15 protein-coding genes and 1 pseudogene are annotated in these 18412 nt (G+C 69.5%); 4 read left to right on the top strand and 12 right to left on the bottom strand.

Going from position 1 to position 18412, the window contains the following annotated elements; all coding sequences use genetic code 11:
- Positions 1–35: 35 nt before the first annotated feature.
- Positions 36–710: a TIGR03086 family metal-binding protein gene (locus tag MOV08_RS04990; protein WP_275306491.1), complete on the bottom strand. Its 675-nt coding sequence runs from the start codon at positions 708–710 to the stop codon at positions 36–38.
- Between the two features lie 52 nt (positions 711–762).
- Here MOV08_RS04990 and MOV08_RS04995 point away from each other — a divergent pair, with 52 nt between their 5' ends.
- Positions 763–1257, top strand: coding sequence for a MarR family winged helix-turn-helix transcriptional regulator (locus tag MOV08_RS04995; RefSeq protein ID WP_052286524.1), 495 nt, complete (start codon positions 763–765; stop codon positions 1255–1257).
- A gap of 144 nt (positions 1258–1401) precedes the next feature.
- On the opposite strand, the gene MOV08_RS05000 is transcribed toward MOV08_RS04995, so the two are convergent.
- The 3 genes from MOV08_RS05000 to MOV08_RS05010 all read right to left on the bottom strand — a co-directional run bounded on the left by MOV08_RS05000 (position 1402) and on the right by MOV08_RS05010 (position 5973).
- Positions 1402–1632: a hypothetical protein gene (locus MOV08_RS05000; protein WP_039629809.1), complete on the bottom strand. Its 231-nt coding sequence runs from the start codon at positions 1630–1632 to the stop codon at positions 1402–1404.
- A 150-nt stretch (positions 1633–1782) separates the two neighbouring features.
- Positions 1783–3156, bottom strand: coding sequence for an MFS transporter (locus MOV08_RS05005; protein ID WP_275306492.1), 1374 nt, complete (start codon positions 3154–3156; stop codon positions 1783–1785).
- Positions 3157–3249: 93 nt separating this feature from the next.
- On the bottom strand, positions 3250–5973 hold the full coding sequence (locus MOV08_RS05010) for a SpoIIE family protein phosphatase/ATP-binding protein (protein WP_275306493.1): 2724 nt from the start codon (positions 5971–5973) through the stop codon (positions 3250–3252).
- Between the two features lie 330 nt (positions 5974–6303).
- Between MOV08_RS05010 and MOV08_RS05015 the strand changes: the two genes are divergently transcribed.
- Positions 6304–6645 carry a hypothetical protein gene (locus MOV08_RS05015; RefSeq protein ID WP_039640182.1) on the top strand — a complete coding sequence of 114 codons (342 nt, stop codon included), beginning with the start codon at positions 6304–6306 and terminating at the stop codon, positions 6643–6645.
- Between the two features lie 56 nt (positions 6646–6701).
- Here the strand turns inward: MOV08_RS05015 and MOV08_RS05020 are convergent, their stop codons facing one another.
- Together MOV08_RS05020 and MOV08_RS05025 are read right to left on the bottom strand one after the other, a co-directional pair.
- Positions 6702–8054: an APC family permease gene (locus tag MOV08_RS05020; protein WP_275306494.1), complete on the bottom strand. Its 1353-nt coding sequence runs from the start codon at positions 8052–8054 to the stop codon at positions 6702–6704.
- Positions 8055–8466: 412 nt separating this feature from the next.
- Positions 8467–10557 carry a SpoIIE family protein phosphatase gene (locus MOV08_RS05025; protein ID WP_275306495.1) on the bottom strand — a complete coding sequence of 697 codons (2091 nt, stop codon included), beginning with the start codon at positions 10555–10557 and terminating at the stop codon, positions 8467–8469.
- A gap of 370 nt (positions 10558–10927) precedes the next feature.
- Here MOV08_RS05025 and MOV08_RS05030 point away from each other — a divergent pair, with 370 nt between their 5' ends.
- Positions 10928–12472: an AMP-binding protein gene (locus tag MOV08_RS05030; RefSeq protein ID WP_275306496.1), complete on the top strand. Its 1545-nt coding sequence runs from the start codon at positions 10928–10930 to the stop codon at positions 12470–12472.
- An 85-nt stretch (positions 12473–12557) separates the two neighbouring features.
- On the opposite strand, the gene MOV08_RS05035 is transcribed toward MOV08_RS05030, so the two are convergent.
- Together MOV08_RS05035 and MOV08_RS05040 are read right to left on the bottom strand one after the other, a co-directional pair.
- Positions 12558–12926 carry a hypothetical protein gene (locus tag MOV08_RS05035; RefSeq protein ID WP_159030779.1) on the bottom strand — a complete coding sequence of 123 codons (369 nt, stop codon included), beginning with the start codon at positions 12924–12926 and terminating at the stop codon, positions 12558–12560.
- Between the two features lie 146 nt (positions 12927–13072).
- Positions 13073–13894, bottom strand: a pseudogene (locus MOV08_RS05040) (DNA polymerase domain-containing protein); the annotation flags it as partial.
- 81 nt (positions 13895–13975) lie between these two features.
- On the opposite strand from MOV08_RS05040, the gene MOV08_RS05045 reads away from it, so the two are divergent.
- Positions 13976–15133, top strand: a complete 1158-nt coding sequence (locus MOV08_RS05045; protein WP_274911771.1) for a tyrosine-type recombinase/integrase — start codon at positions 13976–13978, stop codon at positions 15131–15133.
- Between the two features lie 66 nt (positions 15134–15199).
- On the opposite strand, the gene MOV08_RS05050 is transcribed toward MOV08_RS05045, so the two are convergent.
- From MOV08_RS05050 to MOV08_RS05065, 4 genes are all read right to left on the bottom strand, one after another.
- Positions 15200–15334: a hypothetical protein gene (locus tag MOV08_RS05050; protein ID WP_274911772.1), complete on the bottom strand. Its 135-nt coding sequence runs from the start codon at positions 15332–15334 to the stop codon at positions 15200–15202.
- Between the two features lie 211 nt (positions 15335–15545).
- Complete coding sequence (locus MOV08_RS05055) at positions 15546–17432, bottom strand: DNA polymerase (protein ID WP_275306497.1); 1887 nt, start codon at positions 17430–17432, stop codon at positions 15546–15548.
- Positions 17433–17493: 61 nt separating this feature from the next.
- Positions 17494–17754, bottom strand: coding sequence for a hypothetical protein (locus tag MOV08_RS05060; protein WP_275306498.1), 261 nt, complete (start codon positions 17752–17754; stop codon positions 17494–17496).
- An 8-nt stretch (positions 17755–17762) separates the two neighbouring features.
- Positions 17763–18407 carry a transglycosylase SLT domain-containing protein gene (locus tag MOV08_RS05065; RefSeq protein WP_275306499.1) on the bottom strand — a complete coding sequence of 215 codons (645 nt, stop codon included), beginning with the start codon at positions 18405–18407 and terminating at the stop codon, positions 17763–17765.
- Positions 18408–18412 lie beyond the last annotated feature (5 nt).

The following is an 18412-nucleotide window of genomic DNA, read 5'->3' on the forward strand; positions in this document are numbered from 1 at the left end:
CCTTCGCCGATTTCCGGACACGCGCGCGCAGACCCTCAGTGCTCCGGCGCCCGCCAGTCCGGCGCGCGTCCCAGCAGCGCCAGGATCCGGTCCAGTTCCCCGGCACCCTCGGTCACCGGCAGGCCGGGCCGGAAGGAGCTGCCGGCGGCGAGCCGGTTCGGGCCGTCGGGGACGGCCCGGGCGATCGGCAGCGATGCGTCGAGGAGTTCGGGGTCCGGCGCGTAGGGCAGGTCCAGCGTGCGGGCGAGGTCCCAACTGTGGACGACGTAGTCGATGAGGTGGAAGCCCATGGCTCGGGCGGCGGGGACGGTCCGCTCGGTGGTGAATTCCGGGAGCGCGAACGGGCGGTCGGGGTCGTCCACGGTCGCGAAGGCCGCGAGGACGTCCTCGGCGGCGTGGCGGTAGCGCGTCACCGCCGTCGCGAGGTCGTCGCCGAGCGGGCGGACCGTCCAGTGCGCCAGGTCCCGCCCGCGCCCCAGCGCCGCCGCCGCGAACCCCCGGTGCTGGGCCGTCAGATGGCCGAGCAGCGCCGCCAGGTCCCAGCCGGCGCAGGGCGTCGGCCGGGCGAGATCCCCGGGAGCCAGCCGGTTCACCAGTGCCACGCTGTCGCGCACCGCGCGGGCGTCGAGCCTGCGCAGGCGGTCCAGGTCCGGTGCTCCGGTCGTCGCGAACACCCCGTCCACCGCGTCCCGTTCCAAGTTCGTATGCATGCGCCTACGATCTGCGCGAGCACATGATCTGTCAAGGGGTATTTTCCTGTCCATGGCCGAGAACGCAGCACCCAGGGACACCCCGACCGGAGGGCGGCCGACGGCCCGCCCCGACCTGGCCGCGATGCTGGTCCCGCTGTGCCGCGCCCTGGTGGACGCCGAGCGGCCGGTCCTGGACGCGCACGGCCTGACCATGTGGGCCTACTCCGTGCTGCTGCGCCTCGACGACACCCCGATCCGCACCCAGGCCGCCCTGGCCGACGCCATCCGGGCCGACCGGACCCGGATCATCCCGGTCCTCGACGACCTGGAGTCCCGCGGGCTTATCCACCGCCGACCCGACCCCGGGGACCGCCGGGTCCGGCTGGTCTCCCTCACCCCCGAGGGGCGGCGCCTGCGGGACGCCGTCCAGGGGGACATCCAGCGCGGCGAGGAAGAACTGCTCACCCGCCTCCCGGCCGCCGACCGGGAGGGTTTCGTGCGCGGCCTGCTGACGCTGCACGCCCTCCCCGAGATCCCTCCGCACCGCCCCTCCGGCGACGCCTGAGCGGCACCGGAGGGCGACCCGGCACCGAACGCGGCGGGTGCCGGCCGGGCACGCCCGAAGGCGGTGCTTCCCGGCCGGCACCCGCGCGAGGCGGCGTCCGACGAGGTGACGCGGGGGCGCCCGGCCCGCAGGCCCGGCGCCCGCTCACTCCCCGTCGAAGCGCTCCTTGCCGTGGGAGAAGTGACCCCGGTGCGCACCGTCGTGGAAGATCGGGTTGCCGTCGACGACGGCCGCGTCGAACGAGTAGCCGTTGTACCAGCCCCTGCCGTAGTTGCGCTCGTGGTAGTCGTCGTCCCCGGCGAGTGCGGTGCCCGCTGCGCCGAGGACGATGGTGGCGGCCAGGGCGCTGGCAGCGATCGCGGCACGGATACGCATGTCTGCTCCTCAGGAAGCTCGAAGTGTGATATCAGCCCTTTCAGGAATCACCCTGACGAAAGCGACCAAAACCCTACTTACCGCCAATCGTGCGGACCCCGCCGGTCGGAGCCGGCGGCCCCACCGCCTCACCCCCGGGCCGCGCTCGCGTCAACTCTCCGTCTTTGCCGCCGAGTTGGCGGGCCGCGCCGGGGCGTCCCCGGAACGGTCACGGGGCGGTGCGGGGACGGGCCGCAGCCCGAGCGTCACCAGAATGACGGCCACCGCCAGGAAGCCGGCGAGCACCGCGAAGCCGGTCAGACTGGTCCCGGTGGCATCGGTGAGCCAGCCGACCAGGTACGGACCGGCGAAACCGCCGAGGTTGCCGAGCGCGTTGATCAGCCCCATCGCCACGGCCACCACCTCGAAGCGGAGCAGCTGGCCCGGGATCGCCCAGAAGGGTCCGTAGGGCGCGTAGACCGCGGCGGCCGTGACGCACAGCAGCAGCATGCGCGGCAGCGCGCCGTGCACCGCCTGACCGAGCAGCAGCGCGACGACGCCCACGACCAGGGGCAGGGCGACCGCCTGCCACCGTCGGCCGGTGCGGTCCGACCAGGCGGCGTTGGCGATCATCGCCACGAGCGCGACGGTGAACGGGACCGCGGTCAGCAGCCCGACCTCGGTGGCGGAGCCGTTGTGGGTGAGCTCCTTGATGACGGCCGGCAGCCAGAGGCTGAAACCGTAGAAACCGGTGATCCAGAAGAAATAGACCCCGATGAGGACCAGGACCGACGGCTGCCGGACCGCGCCGAGGTAGGAGCCGCCGCCCGCCGCGGGCTTGGTGGCCTCGTCGGCGGCGATGGTCCGGGCCAGGTGGTCGGCCTCCGCGGAGGAGATCCAGCGGGCCTGGGCGGGACGGTCGGCGACGGCGAACCACCAGACCACCGCCCACACCAGCGGCGGCAGCCCCTGGAGGACGAGCACCCAGCGCCAGCCCGCGTGGTCGAGCATCCAGCCGGACAGCGGCGCCATCAGCACCGACGACAGCGGCAGACAGGCCATCCACAGCGCGTTGGCGCGGGCCCGCTCCCGGAGCGGGAACCACGAGGCGAGCAGGATGAGGACGGCCGGCCAGACGCCGCCCTCGAAGAAGCCCAGCACGAACCGGGCGGCGTAGAACTGGGTGCGGGACTGCACCAGGCCGGACAGAACCGCGGACAGGCCCCAGGCGACCATCAGGATCAGGACGGTCTTCCGGGCGCTCCAGCGCTGGGCCAGGACCGCCGCCGGGATCTGCAGGAAGACGTAGCCGAGGAAGAAGATGCCGCCGGCCAGGCCCTTGTCGGCGTTGGAGAGGTCCAGGTCGCCGTGCATGTACGGGAGGACGACGGAGACGTTGTTGCGGTCGAGGTAGGCCAGCATGTACATGATCGCGGCCACCGGGATGACATAGACCCAGCGCTTGGCCGGGATCACCGCCGGGGACTCGACGGCGGCACCGGCCGCCGTGTCGCGGACCCGCGGAGCGTCGTTCGTCCCCGTCATGTGACTGCGTCCTCCCCCGTTGCGGCTGCTCCCCCGGCCGCCGCACGCCGCGCGTCTCGGGCAACTGGAGGGTAGCAGTCGAGAGTTGACCGGTCAGTAGCCGTGATCACCCGGCGCCTGCGGGTCCCGGTCCGCGTCGGCCAGTGCCTGCTCGGTCCAGATCACCTTGCCGTCGCCGGTGTAGCGGGTGCCCCACCGCTCGGCCAGCTGCGCGATCAGGAAGAGGCCGCGACCGCCCTCGTCGGTGGTGGCCGCGTGCCGCAGGTGCGGGGAGGTGCTGCTGTGGTCGGCGACCTCGCAGATCAGCGAGGAGTCGCGGATCAGCCGGACGTGGATCGGGCCGGAGGCGTAGCGGATGGCGTTGGTGACGAGCTCGCTGAGGATCAGCTCGGTGGTGAACGCCTCGTCGGCCAGCCCCCACTCGATCAGTTTGCGGACCGCCGCGGCGCGCACCTGGGCGACCGCGGACGGGTCGGCGGGGACCTCCCAGTCGGCGATCTGCGCCGCGGCCAGCCGTCGGGTGCGGGCGACCAGCAGGGCGATGTCGTCGGCCGGGTGGTCCGGCAGCAGCGCGTCGAGCGCCGCCTCACAGGTGTCCTCCGGGGTCCGCCCGGGGTCGCCGCCGAGGGTGCGGCGCAGCAGCGCCATGCCCTCGTCGATGTCGCGGGCGCGGTCCTCGACGAGCCCGTCGGTGTACAGGACCAGGCGGCTGCCCTCGGGGAGCTCCAGCCGGCAGGTGTCGAAGGGCATCCCGCCGAGCCCGAGCGGCGGGCCGCCGGGCACCTCGACGAACTCCGCGCTGCCGTCCGGCCGCAGCAGCAGCGGCTGGACGTGCCCGGCGCGGGCCATGGTGCAGGCGCCGGTGACCGGGTCGTAGATGGCGTAGAGGCAGGTGGCGCCGGTGACCGGGGCCTTGGGGCCGTTGCCGGTGCCCTCCGCGCCCTCGTCCTGGTCGATGCGGGTGACCAGCTCGTCGAGGTGCCACAGCAGCTCGTCGGGCGGGACGTCGAGGTTGGCGAAGTTGTGGACCGCGGTGCGCAGCCGGCCCATCGTGGCGGCGGCGTGCAGACCGTGGCCGACGACGTCGCCGACGACCAGCGCGACCCGGGTGCCGGGCAGCGGGATGATGTCGAACCAGTCGCCGCCGACGCCGCCCAGCCCGCCGATCCCGGCCTGCGCGGGCAGATAGCGGAAGGCGGCCTCGACGGCGTTCTGGTCCGGCAGGGCGCGCGGCAGCAGGCTGCGCTGGAGGGTGACCGCCATGGTGTGCTCGCGGGTGTAGCGGCGGGCGTTGTCGAGGCTCACCGCGGCGCGGGCGACCAGTTCCTCGGCCAGCGAGAGGTCCTCGTCGTCGAACGCCTCGGGGGTGTGCGAGCGCCAGAAGAGGACCACGCCGAGGATCACCCCGCGGGCCCGCAGCGGCACCGCGATCATCGAGTGGATGCCGTGCGCGACGATCTGCCGGGCGCGCTCGGGGTCCTGCCGCTGCCAGCCGGAGAACGCGGCCAGGTCGGCCTCCAGGACCGGTTCGCCGGCCGGCAGCCGGGTGCCGAGCATGGTGGTGGGCGCGAACCGCATCGGCTCGCCGACCGGGTAGAGCGACCCGTCGGGCACCTCGCCGGCGACGGCGGTGCGGCGCATCTCGATGGCCGGCCCGGTGGCGGGCTCCTCGCCGCTCAGCACCGACTCGGCCAGGTCGACGGTGACGAGGTCGCTGAACCGCTCGGCGCCGAACAGGGCCAGTTCCTCGCAGGTGCGCACCACGTCGAGGGTGGTGCCGATCTCGGCGCCGGCGTCGTAGAGCAGCTTCAGCCGGCCGCGGGCGATGTCGGCGCGGCCGGTCACGGCCTGGAGTTCGGTGGTGTCGCGGAGGGTGGTGACGCTGCCGGGCGGGCCGCCGGCGCGTTCGGTGGAGCGCTGGTTGACCGCGAGCAGCCGGTCCCCGACCGGGTGCACCTCGTCGGTGACGATCCGGCCGGACTCCAGCAGCAGCGCGGTGGCCGGGTCGAGCCCCAGCTCGGCGACCTGGCGGCCCTCGACGTCGGGCGGGAGGTCGAGCAGCCGTCGGGCCTCGTCGTTGGCGAGCACCAGTCGCCCGTCGCCGCGGACGATGATCACTCCTTCTCGGACGGCGTGCAGCACCGCGTCGTGGTGCTCGTACATCCGCGTCATCTCTTCCGGCCCCAGCCCGTGGGTCTGCCGCCGCAGCCGTCGGCTGACCAGCGCGGTGCCGCCGGTGGTCAGCAGCAGCACGCCGGCCGCGACGCCGAACAGCAGCGGGAACTGATCGTCGACGACACCGCTGACCTTGCTGATGGTGATGCCCGCGGAGACCAGGCCGACGACCTTGCCGTCATGACCGATGACGGGCACCACCGCCTGGACGAGCGGGCCGATGGTGCCGGTGATCTTCTCGGTGACCACCTTCCCGGCCAGCGCGGGCCCGATGGTGCCGACGAACTTCTTGCCGATCCGGTCGGGGAGCGGATGGGTGTAGCGGATGCCGTGGGTGCTCATGACGACGAGGAAGTCGACCTGCGAGCCCCTGCGGGCGGCCTCGGCCCGTGGCTGGAGCACGGCGGTGGGGTCGGGGCTCTTGAGCGCCTCCTCCAGGCCGGGGGAGTTGGCGAAGGTCTCGGCCACGGCGACCGAGCGGTTTTGGGCCTCCCGTTCCGAGTCGGTCCCGGACTGCAGCACCAGGGCCGCGATGGCGGCGGCGACGAGCAAGACCACGATCGCCACTTGCAGGAGAAAGACCTGACCAGCGACAGTTCGCATCCTCAGAACCGAACGCGGGCGGCCGTAGCGTCCGGCCATGTCCTCTTTCTACACCTCCCGCATACGGTGGGCGAGCCGCGCACTGCGCAGCGCAGTGGCGCCGGAAAGCGTGCGGCACAGCAGCGTCAGTAAAACCTGTCGGTATGTTTCCCGGCTACGGGTGTGCACTCCCCGGCCGCGTACATGTAACTCTTCCCACAGGGCGGGACGGTTGCGCACCGGCCGCGAATCTGCCGGGCGGGCCCGGCGCCACACGCAACGTTCCTGGTCAGCGGGGTTTACTCGGGAGTTGGGTGAGGCGTGGGGGAGATCGGGGAACGGCCGGGGCCGCTCCGGGGGCCGCCGGGCGCGTATGAGACGTTCGTGGGCATGCATGTTGCAGCAGAGGAGATCCGTGCCGAGGCGGCCGTGCTCATCGACCACCATGCGCGCGGAGCGTGGCAGCCGAACGACGCGGACCGGAAGGCCGCCGTCGCGCTGTTCCGCTTCCTGGAGACGGGGCTGCCGCTCGATGCCGAGCAGATCCGTTCCGCCCTCGCCGTCCCGGAGCCGGCGGCGCCGGTGAGCGCGGGGCTGCTGGCGCTGCTGCGATCCACCGCGGGGTTGCTGGACACGACGGACGTGGCCGACGGCCCCGCCGGGCGGGACGCCGTCGACCACGTGTGTCTGCTGTTGGACGCGCTCGCGCTGTCCCGGCCGGACGGCCGGTGAGCGGACGGGGCGTTTGACGACGGACCCGGGGCAGCGCCCGGGATCCGTCGGACGGGTCAGGGTCGGGCCGGTTCCGTCAGCTCCGTGGTTCCGGCCATTTCGTCCTCCGGGACCGAGATGACCCAGTGGCTGTCCTGTCGCGGGCGGAGGTAGACGGCCCAGTAGACGGCGGCCACCGCGACCACCCCACCGGTGATCAGCAGGCTCTCGGCGCTCTGCTGGCACAGCACCCACGCCAGGACGATCACGATCAGCGCGGGGACCACCGGCCACAGCGGCATCCGCCAGGCCAGCCGGTGCTTGTGCTCGCCCCGGCGGGAGACCAGCGCGCCCAGCGCGACGAAGACGTACATCCCGGCCACCGCCACACCGGTCACCTCGTTGAGGGTGTCGAGGGTGACGAAGCACAGCGCGGCGCCGGGGACGCCGACCGCGAGGGTGGCCGCCCAGGGTGACCCGAAGCGCTTGCCGACGTGCGAGAAGATCCGGTTGACCGGGGTCGGCCAGGCGGCGTCGCGGGCGGAGGAGAAGACCACCCGGGAGTTCTGGATCACCATCACGATCGCCGCGTTGATGATCGCCAGGGCGATGCACAGGCTGACGAAGGTACCGACGGCGGAGTTGCTCCAGCCCCGGACCATTCCGGCGAGGTCGCCGGCGCCGAGGGTCTTGAGGTCGGGGGCGCCGAGGGTGATGGCGATGACCGGGACGAGGACCACGGCGGCGCCGATGGCGAGCGTCCACAGCACGGTGCGGGAGACGTTGCGCCGCGGGTTCTCCATCTCCTCGGCCAGGTACACCGCGGTGGAGAAGCCCTGGAGAATGAAGAGCGCGGTGGCGAGCCCGGCCACGATCAGCCCGCCGGTGACCGCGGTACTGGTGCCGTGCCCGGCGTCCATGACGGGGTGGATGAGGGTGGACGCGGACCGCTGCGTGTGACTGAAGCCGAGGAACGCCACGACCGCGGCGGCCACCACTTCCAGTACGAGGAAGATGCCGGTGATCCAGGCGTTGGCGCGCAGGTCGAGCAGGCCCATGGCGGTGGCCAGCAGCATGACCGCGGCGGCCGTCATCTGCTTGTCCAGGTGCACCAGCGGGGCGAGGTAGTCGGCGGTGCCCAGCGCGATGATCGGGGGCACGATCATGACGACGATCAGGGAGAGCACGAAGACCAGCCAGCCGGCCAGCCGGCCCATCAGGGTGCCGACCATGGCGTACTCGCCGCCGGAGCTGGGGATCAGGGTGCCCAGCTCGGAGTAGGTGAACGCCACTCCGACGCACAGCACCGCCGCGATCGCGATGGTCAGCGCCGTACCGGTGCCGAGGGTGGCGAACGAGTCCGGCACGATCACGAACAGCGAGGATGCCGGGGTCAGGCAGGACAGGGTGAGCAGGGTGCCGCCGACCACACCGATCGACCGGGTGAGTTGGGGACTGTCCGCCGGGTGTCGCGGGCCGGGTCTCCGGCGCTGCGGTGGCGGTGGCAACTGGCGTGGTGGGCATATCGGTCATCCGGGTCCCATCGGTGCTGGAGGGCAGGAGGGGCGGCACTGCCACGGGTGGCGTGCCGGCGAGCGGTCGCACCAGATGCACTGCGGGGGCCGCTGCGGTGACCGGAATACAACCTCCGTACGTCACTCCCGTCAAGAGTTCGTTAACCCCATTCGGCGACGAAATCCGTAGCTCTCGTCGCAGCAAACACCGCTATCCACGCTCCAGTAGCCCCATCCGCGCGGAATCCGCGGGCTTTTTGGCGGGCTGCGGATTCTTCGGCGGTGCGGTCCGGCGACTTTCCGCGCCGCGCGCCCCCACGGGCGGGTTTCAGCCGTCTTGGCCCCGGACGCGGGCGATCAGCAGCGCGACGTCGTCGTGGTCGTTGCCGTGCCGCAGTTCGCCCAGGAGGCGGTCGCAGAGCTCCTCCAGCGGCCGCTCGGGTTCGGCGAGCAGCCCGAGGAGCAGGTCCAGGCGGGCGTCGATGGGCTGGTCGCGGGTCTCGATCAGCCCGTCGGTGTAGAGCACCAGTTGATCGCCGGCGCGCAGCGGCACGGTGGTCTGCTCGAAGGGCACGCCACCGACGCCGAGCGGGGCGCCGGTGGGCAGGTCCAGGAGTTCCGGCGGTCGGCCGGGGCGCACCACGACGGGCGGCAGGTGTCCCGCGACGGCGATCCGGCACTCCTCCCGCTGCGGGTCGTGGACGGCGTAGAGGCAGGTCGCGAACGCCGGGTCGAGGCCGCCGGCGATGTGGTCGAGGTGGTGCAGCACCTCGGCGGGGGCGAGGTCGAGGTCGGCCAGCGCGCGGGTGGTGGTGCGCAACTGCCCCATGGTGGCCGCCGCGTTGATGCCGCTGCCCATGACGTCGCCGACCACCAGCGCGGTCTTGTCCTCGGCGACCGGGATGACGTCGAACCAGTCGCCGCCCACCTCGCTGGCCGCCTGGGCGGGCTGGTAGCGGTAGGCGATGTCCATGGTGGTGGGCTTCGGCGGCCGGTGGTTCATCAGGTGCCGCTGGAGGGTGAGCGCGGTGCGGCGCTCGCTCTGGTAGGAGCGGGCGTTGTCGATGCAGACCGCCGCCCGGGCGGCCAGTTCGACGGCGAGCACCGCGTCGTCCTCGTCGAAGGGGACCGGATTGTCCGTGCGGTAGAGCGACAGCGCGCCCAGCACCTCGCCGCGGGCGATCAGCGGCACCGCCAGATAGGAGTGCAGCCCGGCCTCCCGCAGCAGCTCGGCGCCCCGTCGGTCGGCGGCGATGTGCCGACGGTCCGCCGGGCCCACCTCGGTGACCAGCACCGGCCGGGCCTCGGTGACGCAGCGGGTGATCAGCCGCTCGGTCTCGTAGGCGGCCAGCTGCCCGGTGGGGTCGGCTGCCCCCATGGCGGGCGTCTCGCCGGCCGCGGCGGTCGCCAGCGCCCGGAAGCGGGCCGGCCCGCCGCGGTCGCGCATGGCGGGACGGCGGCCGTCCAGGACGGCGTCGAGGACGTCCACGGCGGCCAGGTCGGCGAGCTCGGGCACGATGACGTCGGCCAGCTCCCGGGCCGTCTGGCCGACGTCGAGGGTGGTGCCGACGGTCGCCGAGGCGTCCGCGATGACCGCCAGGCGCCGGCGGGCGCGGGCGGCCTCGGTCGCGGCCCGGTGCTGGTCGGTGACGTCCACGACGGAGGTCGCCACGCCCAGCACCCGCCCGTTGGCGTCCTCCAGTCGGTAGTACGAGACCGACCACGCCTGGTCGGCGTCGGGGTGGGTGGCGGTGGGGCCGACGGAGAAATCGTCCAGCAGCGGCCGGCCGGTGGCCAGCACCTCGCGCATCCGCTCCTCGATCGCGTCGGTGTCCAGGAAGGACAGCGCGTCCCGCACGTGCCGTCCGATGTGCCGCTCGGCGGGCAGGTCGTTGATCCGTTCCAGCGCCGGGTTGACCATGACGAACCGCAGGTCGGTGTCGAGCACCGCGAGCCCGATCGGCGACTGGGCCACCAGCCGCACCGACAGCGCCAGGTCCCGCTCCACCTCGCGCAGCACGGCCTGGTCGGTGGCGATGCCCAGGGCGTAGGAGGCGCCGTGCTCGTCCTGGAGCCGCATGTTGCGGAACTCGACCAGCCGGGTACTGCCGTCCTTGTGCCGGACGGGGAAGACCCCGGCCCAGCTCTCCCCGCCGGACATCACCTCCGCGAACAGCCGCAGGACCAGTTCCACGTGCTCGGGGTGGACCAGCAGCCGGGCGGCGGACCGCCCGAGCGCCTCCTCGGCGCGCCATCCGAAGAGTTCCTCCGCCTGCGGGCTCCACAGCGTGATCCGACCCTTGGCGTCCAGCATGACGGCGGCCACGCCCAGGACGTCCAGCAGCCCGCCGGGGTGCGACGGCCCGGCCCCTGCCCCGGCCTGGGCAGCACTCTCCGGGAACGCGTCGGTCGCACCCATCCAGGCACTCCTTCCGCCGGTCTGCGAGACCGACAGCCGTGGCGCTCCGTGCACGGACTGGTCGTGCCGTGCTGCCGCTGCCCTCCATCATCTCTCGACACCGGACGGACCCGCAGGCAGAGCAGGGCCCGCCCGGGGCGAGGGCCGTACCGGAGGGAGCATTATGTGCCGCCGTCCCCCGCCCGGGCGACCGGGTTGACGATATTGATCCACTGCGCGGTGGCCGGACAACGTCCGCGCGGGAGCACCCGACTTGGAGATGTCGATCTCTTGGGACTACCCTGACATTAGTTGCTGGAGGCAACCAATAATCGTTTTCGCACCCCCCGGCGTATCCCCATACGCCGCCGGGGTCAGGAGGAAGCCCTCAATGCCCATATCCGACCAGTCGTTCCGCACATACGTGGAGGAGAACCTCGATGCTCTTAACCGCGACCCCGGCCACGAGGCCCTGGTCCACCAGGGCCGCCGGGTCACCGCCGGCGAGTTCCGCGCACTGGTCCTGCGGATGGCCCGCGCCCTGCGCGAGCGCGGCGTCCAGCGCGGCACCACCGTCACCCTGCTGAGCGGCAACCTCCCGGAGACCGTCGCCGCCCGCTACGCCGCCAACCTCGTCGGCGCCCGGGTCAACCACCTCTACAACAAGCTCTCCGCCGACTCCCAGGCCGCGATCGTCCGCGACGTCGAGACCCGCGCCCTGATCGTCGATCCACGGCTGGCCGAACGGGCCGCGGAACTGGTCGAGTTGGCGCCCGTCCCGGACGTCCTGGTGCTGGGTCCGGCCAAGCTGGGCACCGACCTGCTGGAGCTGGCGGCCGGCCACAGCGACGAGCCGTTCGTCACCGACGCCCGGCCCGACGACATCTGCACCATCCGCCACACCGGCGGCACCACCGGCCACCCCAAGGGCATCTGCACCAGCTTCGAGCAGGTGCGGTGGTTCACCGGGGCGCTCCCGGAGTTCGAGGACGTGGTGCACCGGCAGCTGGTCTGCACCACCCTCGCGCACGCGGCCGGCTACATGGCCGACGGCGTCCTGCGCTCCGGCGGCACCGTCGTCCTGCTCGACGACTTCGACGCCGAGGAGGCGCTCGCCACCATCGAGCGGGAGCGGATCACCGCCCTGTTCCTGCTGCCGCCGCTGCTGTACCAGCTGATGGACCACCCCGACCGGCCGCACACCGACACCTCCAGCCTGCGCATGGTCACCTACGGCGGCTGCCAGGCGTCGCCGGCCCGACTGGCCGACGCGGTACGGGCGTTCGGCCCGGTGCTGGTGCAGGGCTACGGCCAGAACGAGGCCGGCGGCATCAGCGTGCTCACCCAGGAGGACCACGACCCCGAGCGCCCCGACCGACTGCGCTCGGCCGGCAAGGTGCTGCCCGATGTCGAGGTGGCGGTCCGGGACGAGTCCGGGCGCGATCTGCCGCCCGGCGAGCACGGTGAGATCTGCGTCCGCTCCAGCATGATCATGCAGGGGTACTGGAAGCAGCCCGAACTGACCGCGGAGGTGCTGCGGGACGGCTGGCTGCACACCGGCGACGTCGGATTCGTCGACGAAGAGGGCTACTTGACCATCGTCGACCGGCTCAAGGACATGATCGTCGTGGTCGGCGGCCATGTGTACACCACCGAGCTGGAGGACCTGCTGAACTCGCACCCGCAGGTACTCCAGAGCGCCGTCTACGGCGTCCGCGACGCGGACCGGATGGAGCGGGTGCACGCGACGGTGGTGCGGACCCCCGGCGGCGACGTCGACGCGGAGCAGTTGCGCGCGATGGTGCGCGAGGTCCGCGGCCCGATGTACGAGCCGGCCCGGATCACCTTCACCGAGGCGCTGCCGCTGACCGACGCGGGCAAGCCGGACAAGAAGGAACTCCGGCGCCGCGCCGAGGAGTCGGGCGCCGCGGCCTGATCACATCGACCGGTCCCGGGACGCCGGGCCGGTGAGAGCGGGCCGCCGCAGCACGTGTCTGCGGCGGCCCGCCGGCTGCTCACGGTCAGAACCACCAACCCAACAGGCCGCGGAGAATGCGTCCGATGAGCCCGATATCGTGGAACTCGCAGCCTTCCCGCTCATAGTGACCGCGGCCGTGGCGGCCCTCACGGCCCTCGTGACCGGATCGCCCCTCCTCGCCGAACTTTCCGAAGCCGACGAAGTCGCAGTCATCGTCCCGGTGGTGACGGTGGTTGCGACCGTGATGACCACGGCCGTGATCCCCGCTCACCGCGACGGTCTGACCCTGAGGGGCAGCCTGGGCCATACCGACTGTCGGGACGACCGTCGCGGCGGTGAGCACCGCGACGGCCAGGGAACGTCCTATGAACTTACGCATGCGCTGCTCCTGATTTGGCAGGAAATCGGACAAAGTGATCGGTACCGCGCGGTACCGGGTTCCTCGCAGGCGCAGCGGACGGCCACTCCAACAGCCCGCGGATTGCGGCCGAACGAGTATGTCGGGACGACCGGGCCCGGGCGGGCACCGCGCGGCGGTGCGTTCCGCGGCCGGTCGGGTCAGTGCTTGCGGGCCCGGCTGGGCTGGACCCTGGCGGGCTCGCCGGGCATCTTCGGATGGTCCGGCGGATAGGGCAGATCGCCCAGCCCCTCGTCGGCGGCGTGCCGGTCGGCGAGCTCCAGCAGGCCCTCCAGGCCGAAGGCGTGGTCGGCCATGTCCGCGTGGACGTCGCCGAGTTCGGCGAACCGGGGCGGGACGGTGCGCAGGTCGAAGTCCTCCGGCTCGACGGCGGACAGCTCCGCCCAGCGCAGCGGGGTGGAGACCGTCGCCCGGGGCCGGGCGCGCAGCGAATAGGGCGAGGCGATGGTGCGGTCGCGGGCCATCTGGTTGTAGTCGACGAACACCTTCTCGCCGCGCTCCTCCTTCCACCAGGCGGACGTCACCAGCGTGGGCAGCCGCCGCTCCAACGTCCGTGCCACGGCGATCGCGGCCCGTCTGACCTCGGTGAACGTCCAGTGCGGGCGGATCGGTACATAGACGTGCACCCCGCGGCCGCCGGAGGTCTTCGGCCAGCCGCGCAGCCCGTGCTCGGTCAGCAGCGCGCGCAGCTCGTGGGCGACGGTGACGGCGTCGGCGAAGCCGGTGCCGGGCTGCGGGTCGAGGTCGATCCGCAGCTCGTCGGGGTGCTCGGTGTCCGCCCGGCGGACCGGCCAGGGGTGGAAGGTCAGGCACCCCAGGTTGGCCGCCCAGACCACGGCGGCGGGTTCGTTCGGACACATCTCGTCCGCGAACCTCCCACTGGGGAAGGTGATGCGGGCGGTCGGCAGCCAGTCCGGCAGCCCCTTGGGCGCCCGCTTCTGGTAGAAGTGAGGACTTTTTACCCTTTCCGCAGGTCAGGGACCTAACGGACACTTGGGGGTCAGCATCCCGTCAGCATCAGCAATCCCGGAGTCACCAGCACCATGGCCAGCAAGACCCTCGCCCGGGGCATGGGCACCTTCTTCAAGGACTGCGAGCACCCTGAGTCCCGGTGGTCCAAGTGTCCCCATGCCTACAAGATCCGGTACCGCAACGCTGCCGGGAAGCAGACGGAGGAGTCTGGGTTCGCCACCCAGACGCTTGCCATCGAGCGGCTGACGGAGATCTACAAGCAAAAGAAGTCCACACCGGCCACCAAGCTGGAACGCATCCAACGGTACGGCCAGATGCGCTTTGAAGACTTCGCAAATGATCACCTCCAGCGTCAGCGCGACCTCAGCGACTACACATCCGGACAGGTACAGCATCTTCTCGATACACATCTGTACCCGGAGCTAGGTTCCCGAAGGATGAACTCCTTCGACTCGACGGTGGTCGAGGGATTCATTCGGGCTATGGAACGCGCCGGTGTCGGTGTGGCCACTCAGCGCAACGCTTACATACGACTGAAGGCCGCGCTACTCGACGCACACAAGATGGGGATCTTGGAGGAGAACCCCTGTGAGGGCGTCGTCTCCCCCGACTACCGACCCAAGCGCATAGTCATCCCTTCTCCGGAACTGGTCAGTGAGATACATAGCCTCAATGGGGACGCCTTCTCGCTCTTCGTCGATATGATGGGCGGCTGTGGTCTGCGAAACGCTGAAGCACTCGCCGTAAACATAAACAACATTGTTGCAGATGATGTTTACCGGGTGACTGAGCAGCTACACAGAAAGACAAACAAGCTATCTCCACTTAAACACCGTAAGCCTGGAGAGTTTCGAGAAACGCCACTCCCCCTGTACGTGAAGAAGGCTATCTTGGCGTACGCGGAAAAGCATGGGACGACCGAAGACGGTTACCTTATGCGGGTCCGTGAGGGCAGCGACAAGCTACTAACGATCACTGCAATCCAAAACCAGTGGTCTCGCCACAAGCACGAACTTAAGCAGGAACTTCCGGAAGGCTTCACTCTCTACGCACTGCGGCATTGGTTTGCATCTCGCTGCCTCACTAGAGGCATTCCGATCACTGATGTTGCCACCTGGATGGGTCACCGAAACATCAACGTCACGTTCCAGACCTACAGCCATCTGATGCCGGGCTCCATCGGCCGCGCCGCGAAGATCCTTGATGAGGGAATCGACTTGGCCGCCTAGGAAACACAAAAAGCCCCCTCGATAGAATGATTCAATCATTCCGTCAAGGGGGCTTTGCACTGCCTGCTAGATCTTCTGTTGTTCGAGCCACTTCAGCACGTCGGTCTTCTTGTACTGGATCTTGGAGTTCTTCCCGGCGCCGAACTTGTATCCGCGAAGGCCGCACTTCGGGGCTTCTCGGTACACCCATACCAGGGACATGTTAAGGAAGGCTGCGGTCTGCTTCGCGTCCATCATGATGGATTCCATTACATCCACCCACTCAGGATCGCCGACCGGCACAGGCCACAGACGTAGGATTCGATGCCATCCCAGTCAATCCGATACAGCTCATCCAAGGACTCTTCTCGGCGACAGCCGTCACATGCATCAACTTCCAGCTCTTCAATGAGTCCCATGTCATGGTCTCGACTCACTTGATGATCCCCCTTCGCTTGAGATCGATTTCTGCTTGTTCTGGATGCGCCTGGTAGTAGGGATCATTGGCGGTAGCCGTCTTCAGGTCTTTGAAGTAGAGAGATCCCCAGGACCTTCCGCCTCTATCTGGGTCTGTGGGTATCTCTAGTCCCTTGATGGTCTCGGCCATGAGGTCCGCGGTTAGCTTCATAGCCTTGTCCCCATGCTCTTCAGGCACCGAGAACACGACTTCGTCATGGATTGGGAGTCGCATGTAGGGAGTAAGGCCGGATTCATGCATCCGAACCAGGGCCCGGCATGTGATGTCACGGGATCCGGACTGGATGAAGTAGTTGAGGGCGCTGTATGCGCGGTTTCGATCCACATAGAGGCGCCGACCGGAGGCCGTTTCGATGTGTCCGAAGCGCCTGGCCTGCTCTGTGAGCCGTTCAGCGAGCCTTTTGACCCCCGGATAGGTCTCCCAGAAGCCTTCGACGGCCTTCCTGGCGAGTTCTTCCGTGACGCCGGCCTGTTCGTGGACTGCCTTCCAGCCCCCGCCGAAGCAGACGCAAAAATTGGTGGTCTTCCCGGCCTTCCTGGGGACGCCGGCAGCGTCGGCGGTGATCTGGTGGAGGTCATCGCCGTTCTTGAAGGCCCGGAGCATGGTCTTGTCGCCGCCGTGGGCGGCCAGGAACCGCAGCTCCATGTTCGAGTAGTCCGTGCTGAGGGCTATGTGGCCTTCATCGGCGACGAAGCAGCGCCGAATCTCCCAGTCACCAGACGGGAGGGTCTGTGCTGGGACTCCCGTGATGCTTTGCCGGGCCGTACGTGCCTGGATGGAGTTGATTGCGGGGTGAACCCGACCTTCAGCGTCCCGCAGGTCCAGGAAGCTCCGCAGCCATGTCTGACGCTTCTTGCGGGCGCTCTTGGCCTTGTCGATGGCGCCGGCCAGGAGGCGAACCATGTCGGGGTACTCGGGTGCTCGAACCTTGTCGAGGAGTGCCCCGTCCACCTTGAGCTTCCCTGTCTTGGTCAGGGCAAATGCGGACAAATTAACACCGAGATCACGCAGCGCCTCGGCGCACTGGTCGGTGCTCCATGGGTTCTCGCAGCCAAGGTCACGTGCTACCTGGGTCCACTCGGCCTCTTGGGCCTCCAGCTCCCGAGCAAGGCCCTCCGTGTACTCCACGTCCAGGAGGAAGCCGCGGCGGCTCATGTACGAGCAGACCTCAGCCACCTTGTGCTCGAACGAGATGAGCTTGCGGGCCGAGGCCGGCACGAGACGCTTGAGCTTGGCAGCGAGGCGGTACGCCAGGATCGGATCCAGGCCGGCGTAGGTCAGGTATCCGGGGTGGAAGGTATCGACTTCCTTCCAGACCTGGGCCTTCGTGGTCTTGAGGCTCTTGGCGATTTCCGCCATGGATCCCTTAACCCGGAGGGCTATGTCCGAGTCGATGTACTGGCCCGTGAGGGCTTCCAGGGAGTGACCAGGACAGCCGTCCTTGACTCCGCGGGAGTCCACCAGGTGGGCGAGGATCTTCGTGTCGGTGACCTTGGGCCAGACCTCTTCCATGGCAAGATTGGTGCTGGCATCGAGTACCAAAAGGTCATAGGTGCCGTTCTGGAAGACGAGCTTGTGCACGTAGCGGATAGCACCCACGGCGGCGGCAAGAAGGGCCTCAGACAGCTCTACCGGTACTACGTAGGCTTCGGTGGCATTGCCGAACTGGACGAGCCGCAGACGGAAGTCGTCGGCCCACCAGTCGAGCCCGGTGGTCTCGGTATCGCAACCGAGGCCCTTCTTGTTTGCTTTGACCCAGGAGACGAACTCAGGGATATCAGCATCGGACTCCAGGACGTTGATGACGGCTACGTCTCCAGCGATCTTTCGAGCCAGACACATGCTTATCACTTTGGTTCGTCTCCCTTCAGCGGTACAGCTAACAAGTTGCCGGGTAAATGTGTTAGGCGTCGCCACCCATGGCGTGAGTCCAGAAGTCTGAAGCAAGCCCCTCGGCCAAGTCGTGACTCAGACCGGCCTCCAGGGCGGCCTTCTTGACTTCACCGGCCTGCGCGATGGTGAGGATGGCGACTCGGGCTGCCTTGGCAAGGGCGTCGGCAGCAACCTGTTCGGTGACCTCTTCGGCGTCAACGACGCTGTTCAGGTACTCGGCGAACTCCTTGATGTCGTCCTCGCTGAAGCCATCGTCATTCTTCTTAAACATGTGTCTCCTCAGTACGGGCCGTTGACGTTATCGAGGCCGCCATACACGTGGTAGGCGTAGTTGGCACAGGCGCACAGGTTTGCCACCGGGTCATAGACGTCCCAGGAGGTTCCTGCGACGTGATACGCCCGGAACGTGGAGTCGATCGCCTGAAGCAATCCCTTTGACGGGTGGCCGGCTGCCGCGTTGCTGTCCGTCAGGTTGATCGCGCGCGGGTTTCCGCTGGACTCACGCATGATGTTCCGGTAGAAGCCGTTGTATGTCGGTGCCGGGATCCCGTGCGCCTTGAGAGTGGCCTGAGCCTGACGTATCCACCCGTCGAGGTTGTTCGGGTAGCTCTGGACTATCGGCGCGTGCTGCGTCTTGGGCTGGACCTTGTGCCGCTGGTACAGACGATGCGGCGGCTTCGGCTTGGGCTTGCTCTTCTGCTTATGGCCTTCGGCCTGCTGCTTGTCCGCCTGGTGGCTGATCGAGTGCTCCAGGTCGTGACCGGGGGCGGTGAAGGCCGCGAGGTGCGGCGCGTCTTCGGCCTCGGGCTTCGGCTTGTGCGCCGGAAGTGCCGCGGCTACGGCAGCGGTGCCCAGCAGAGCGGTTGTGGCGGTGGTGGAGATGACCGTCTTACGGAAGGCCGTCCGCTGAGCACTGACCTGCACTCGGC

Origin of the sequence: Streptomyces yunnanensis (assembly GCF_029011865.1) — a bacterium.
Lineage (GTDB): Bacteria > Actinomycetota > Actinomycetes > Streptomycetales > Streptomycetaceae > Streptomyces > Streptomyces yunnanensis.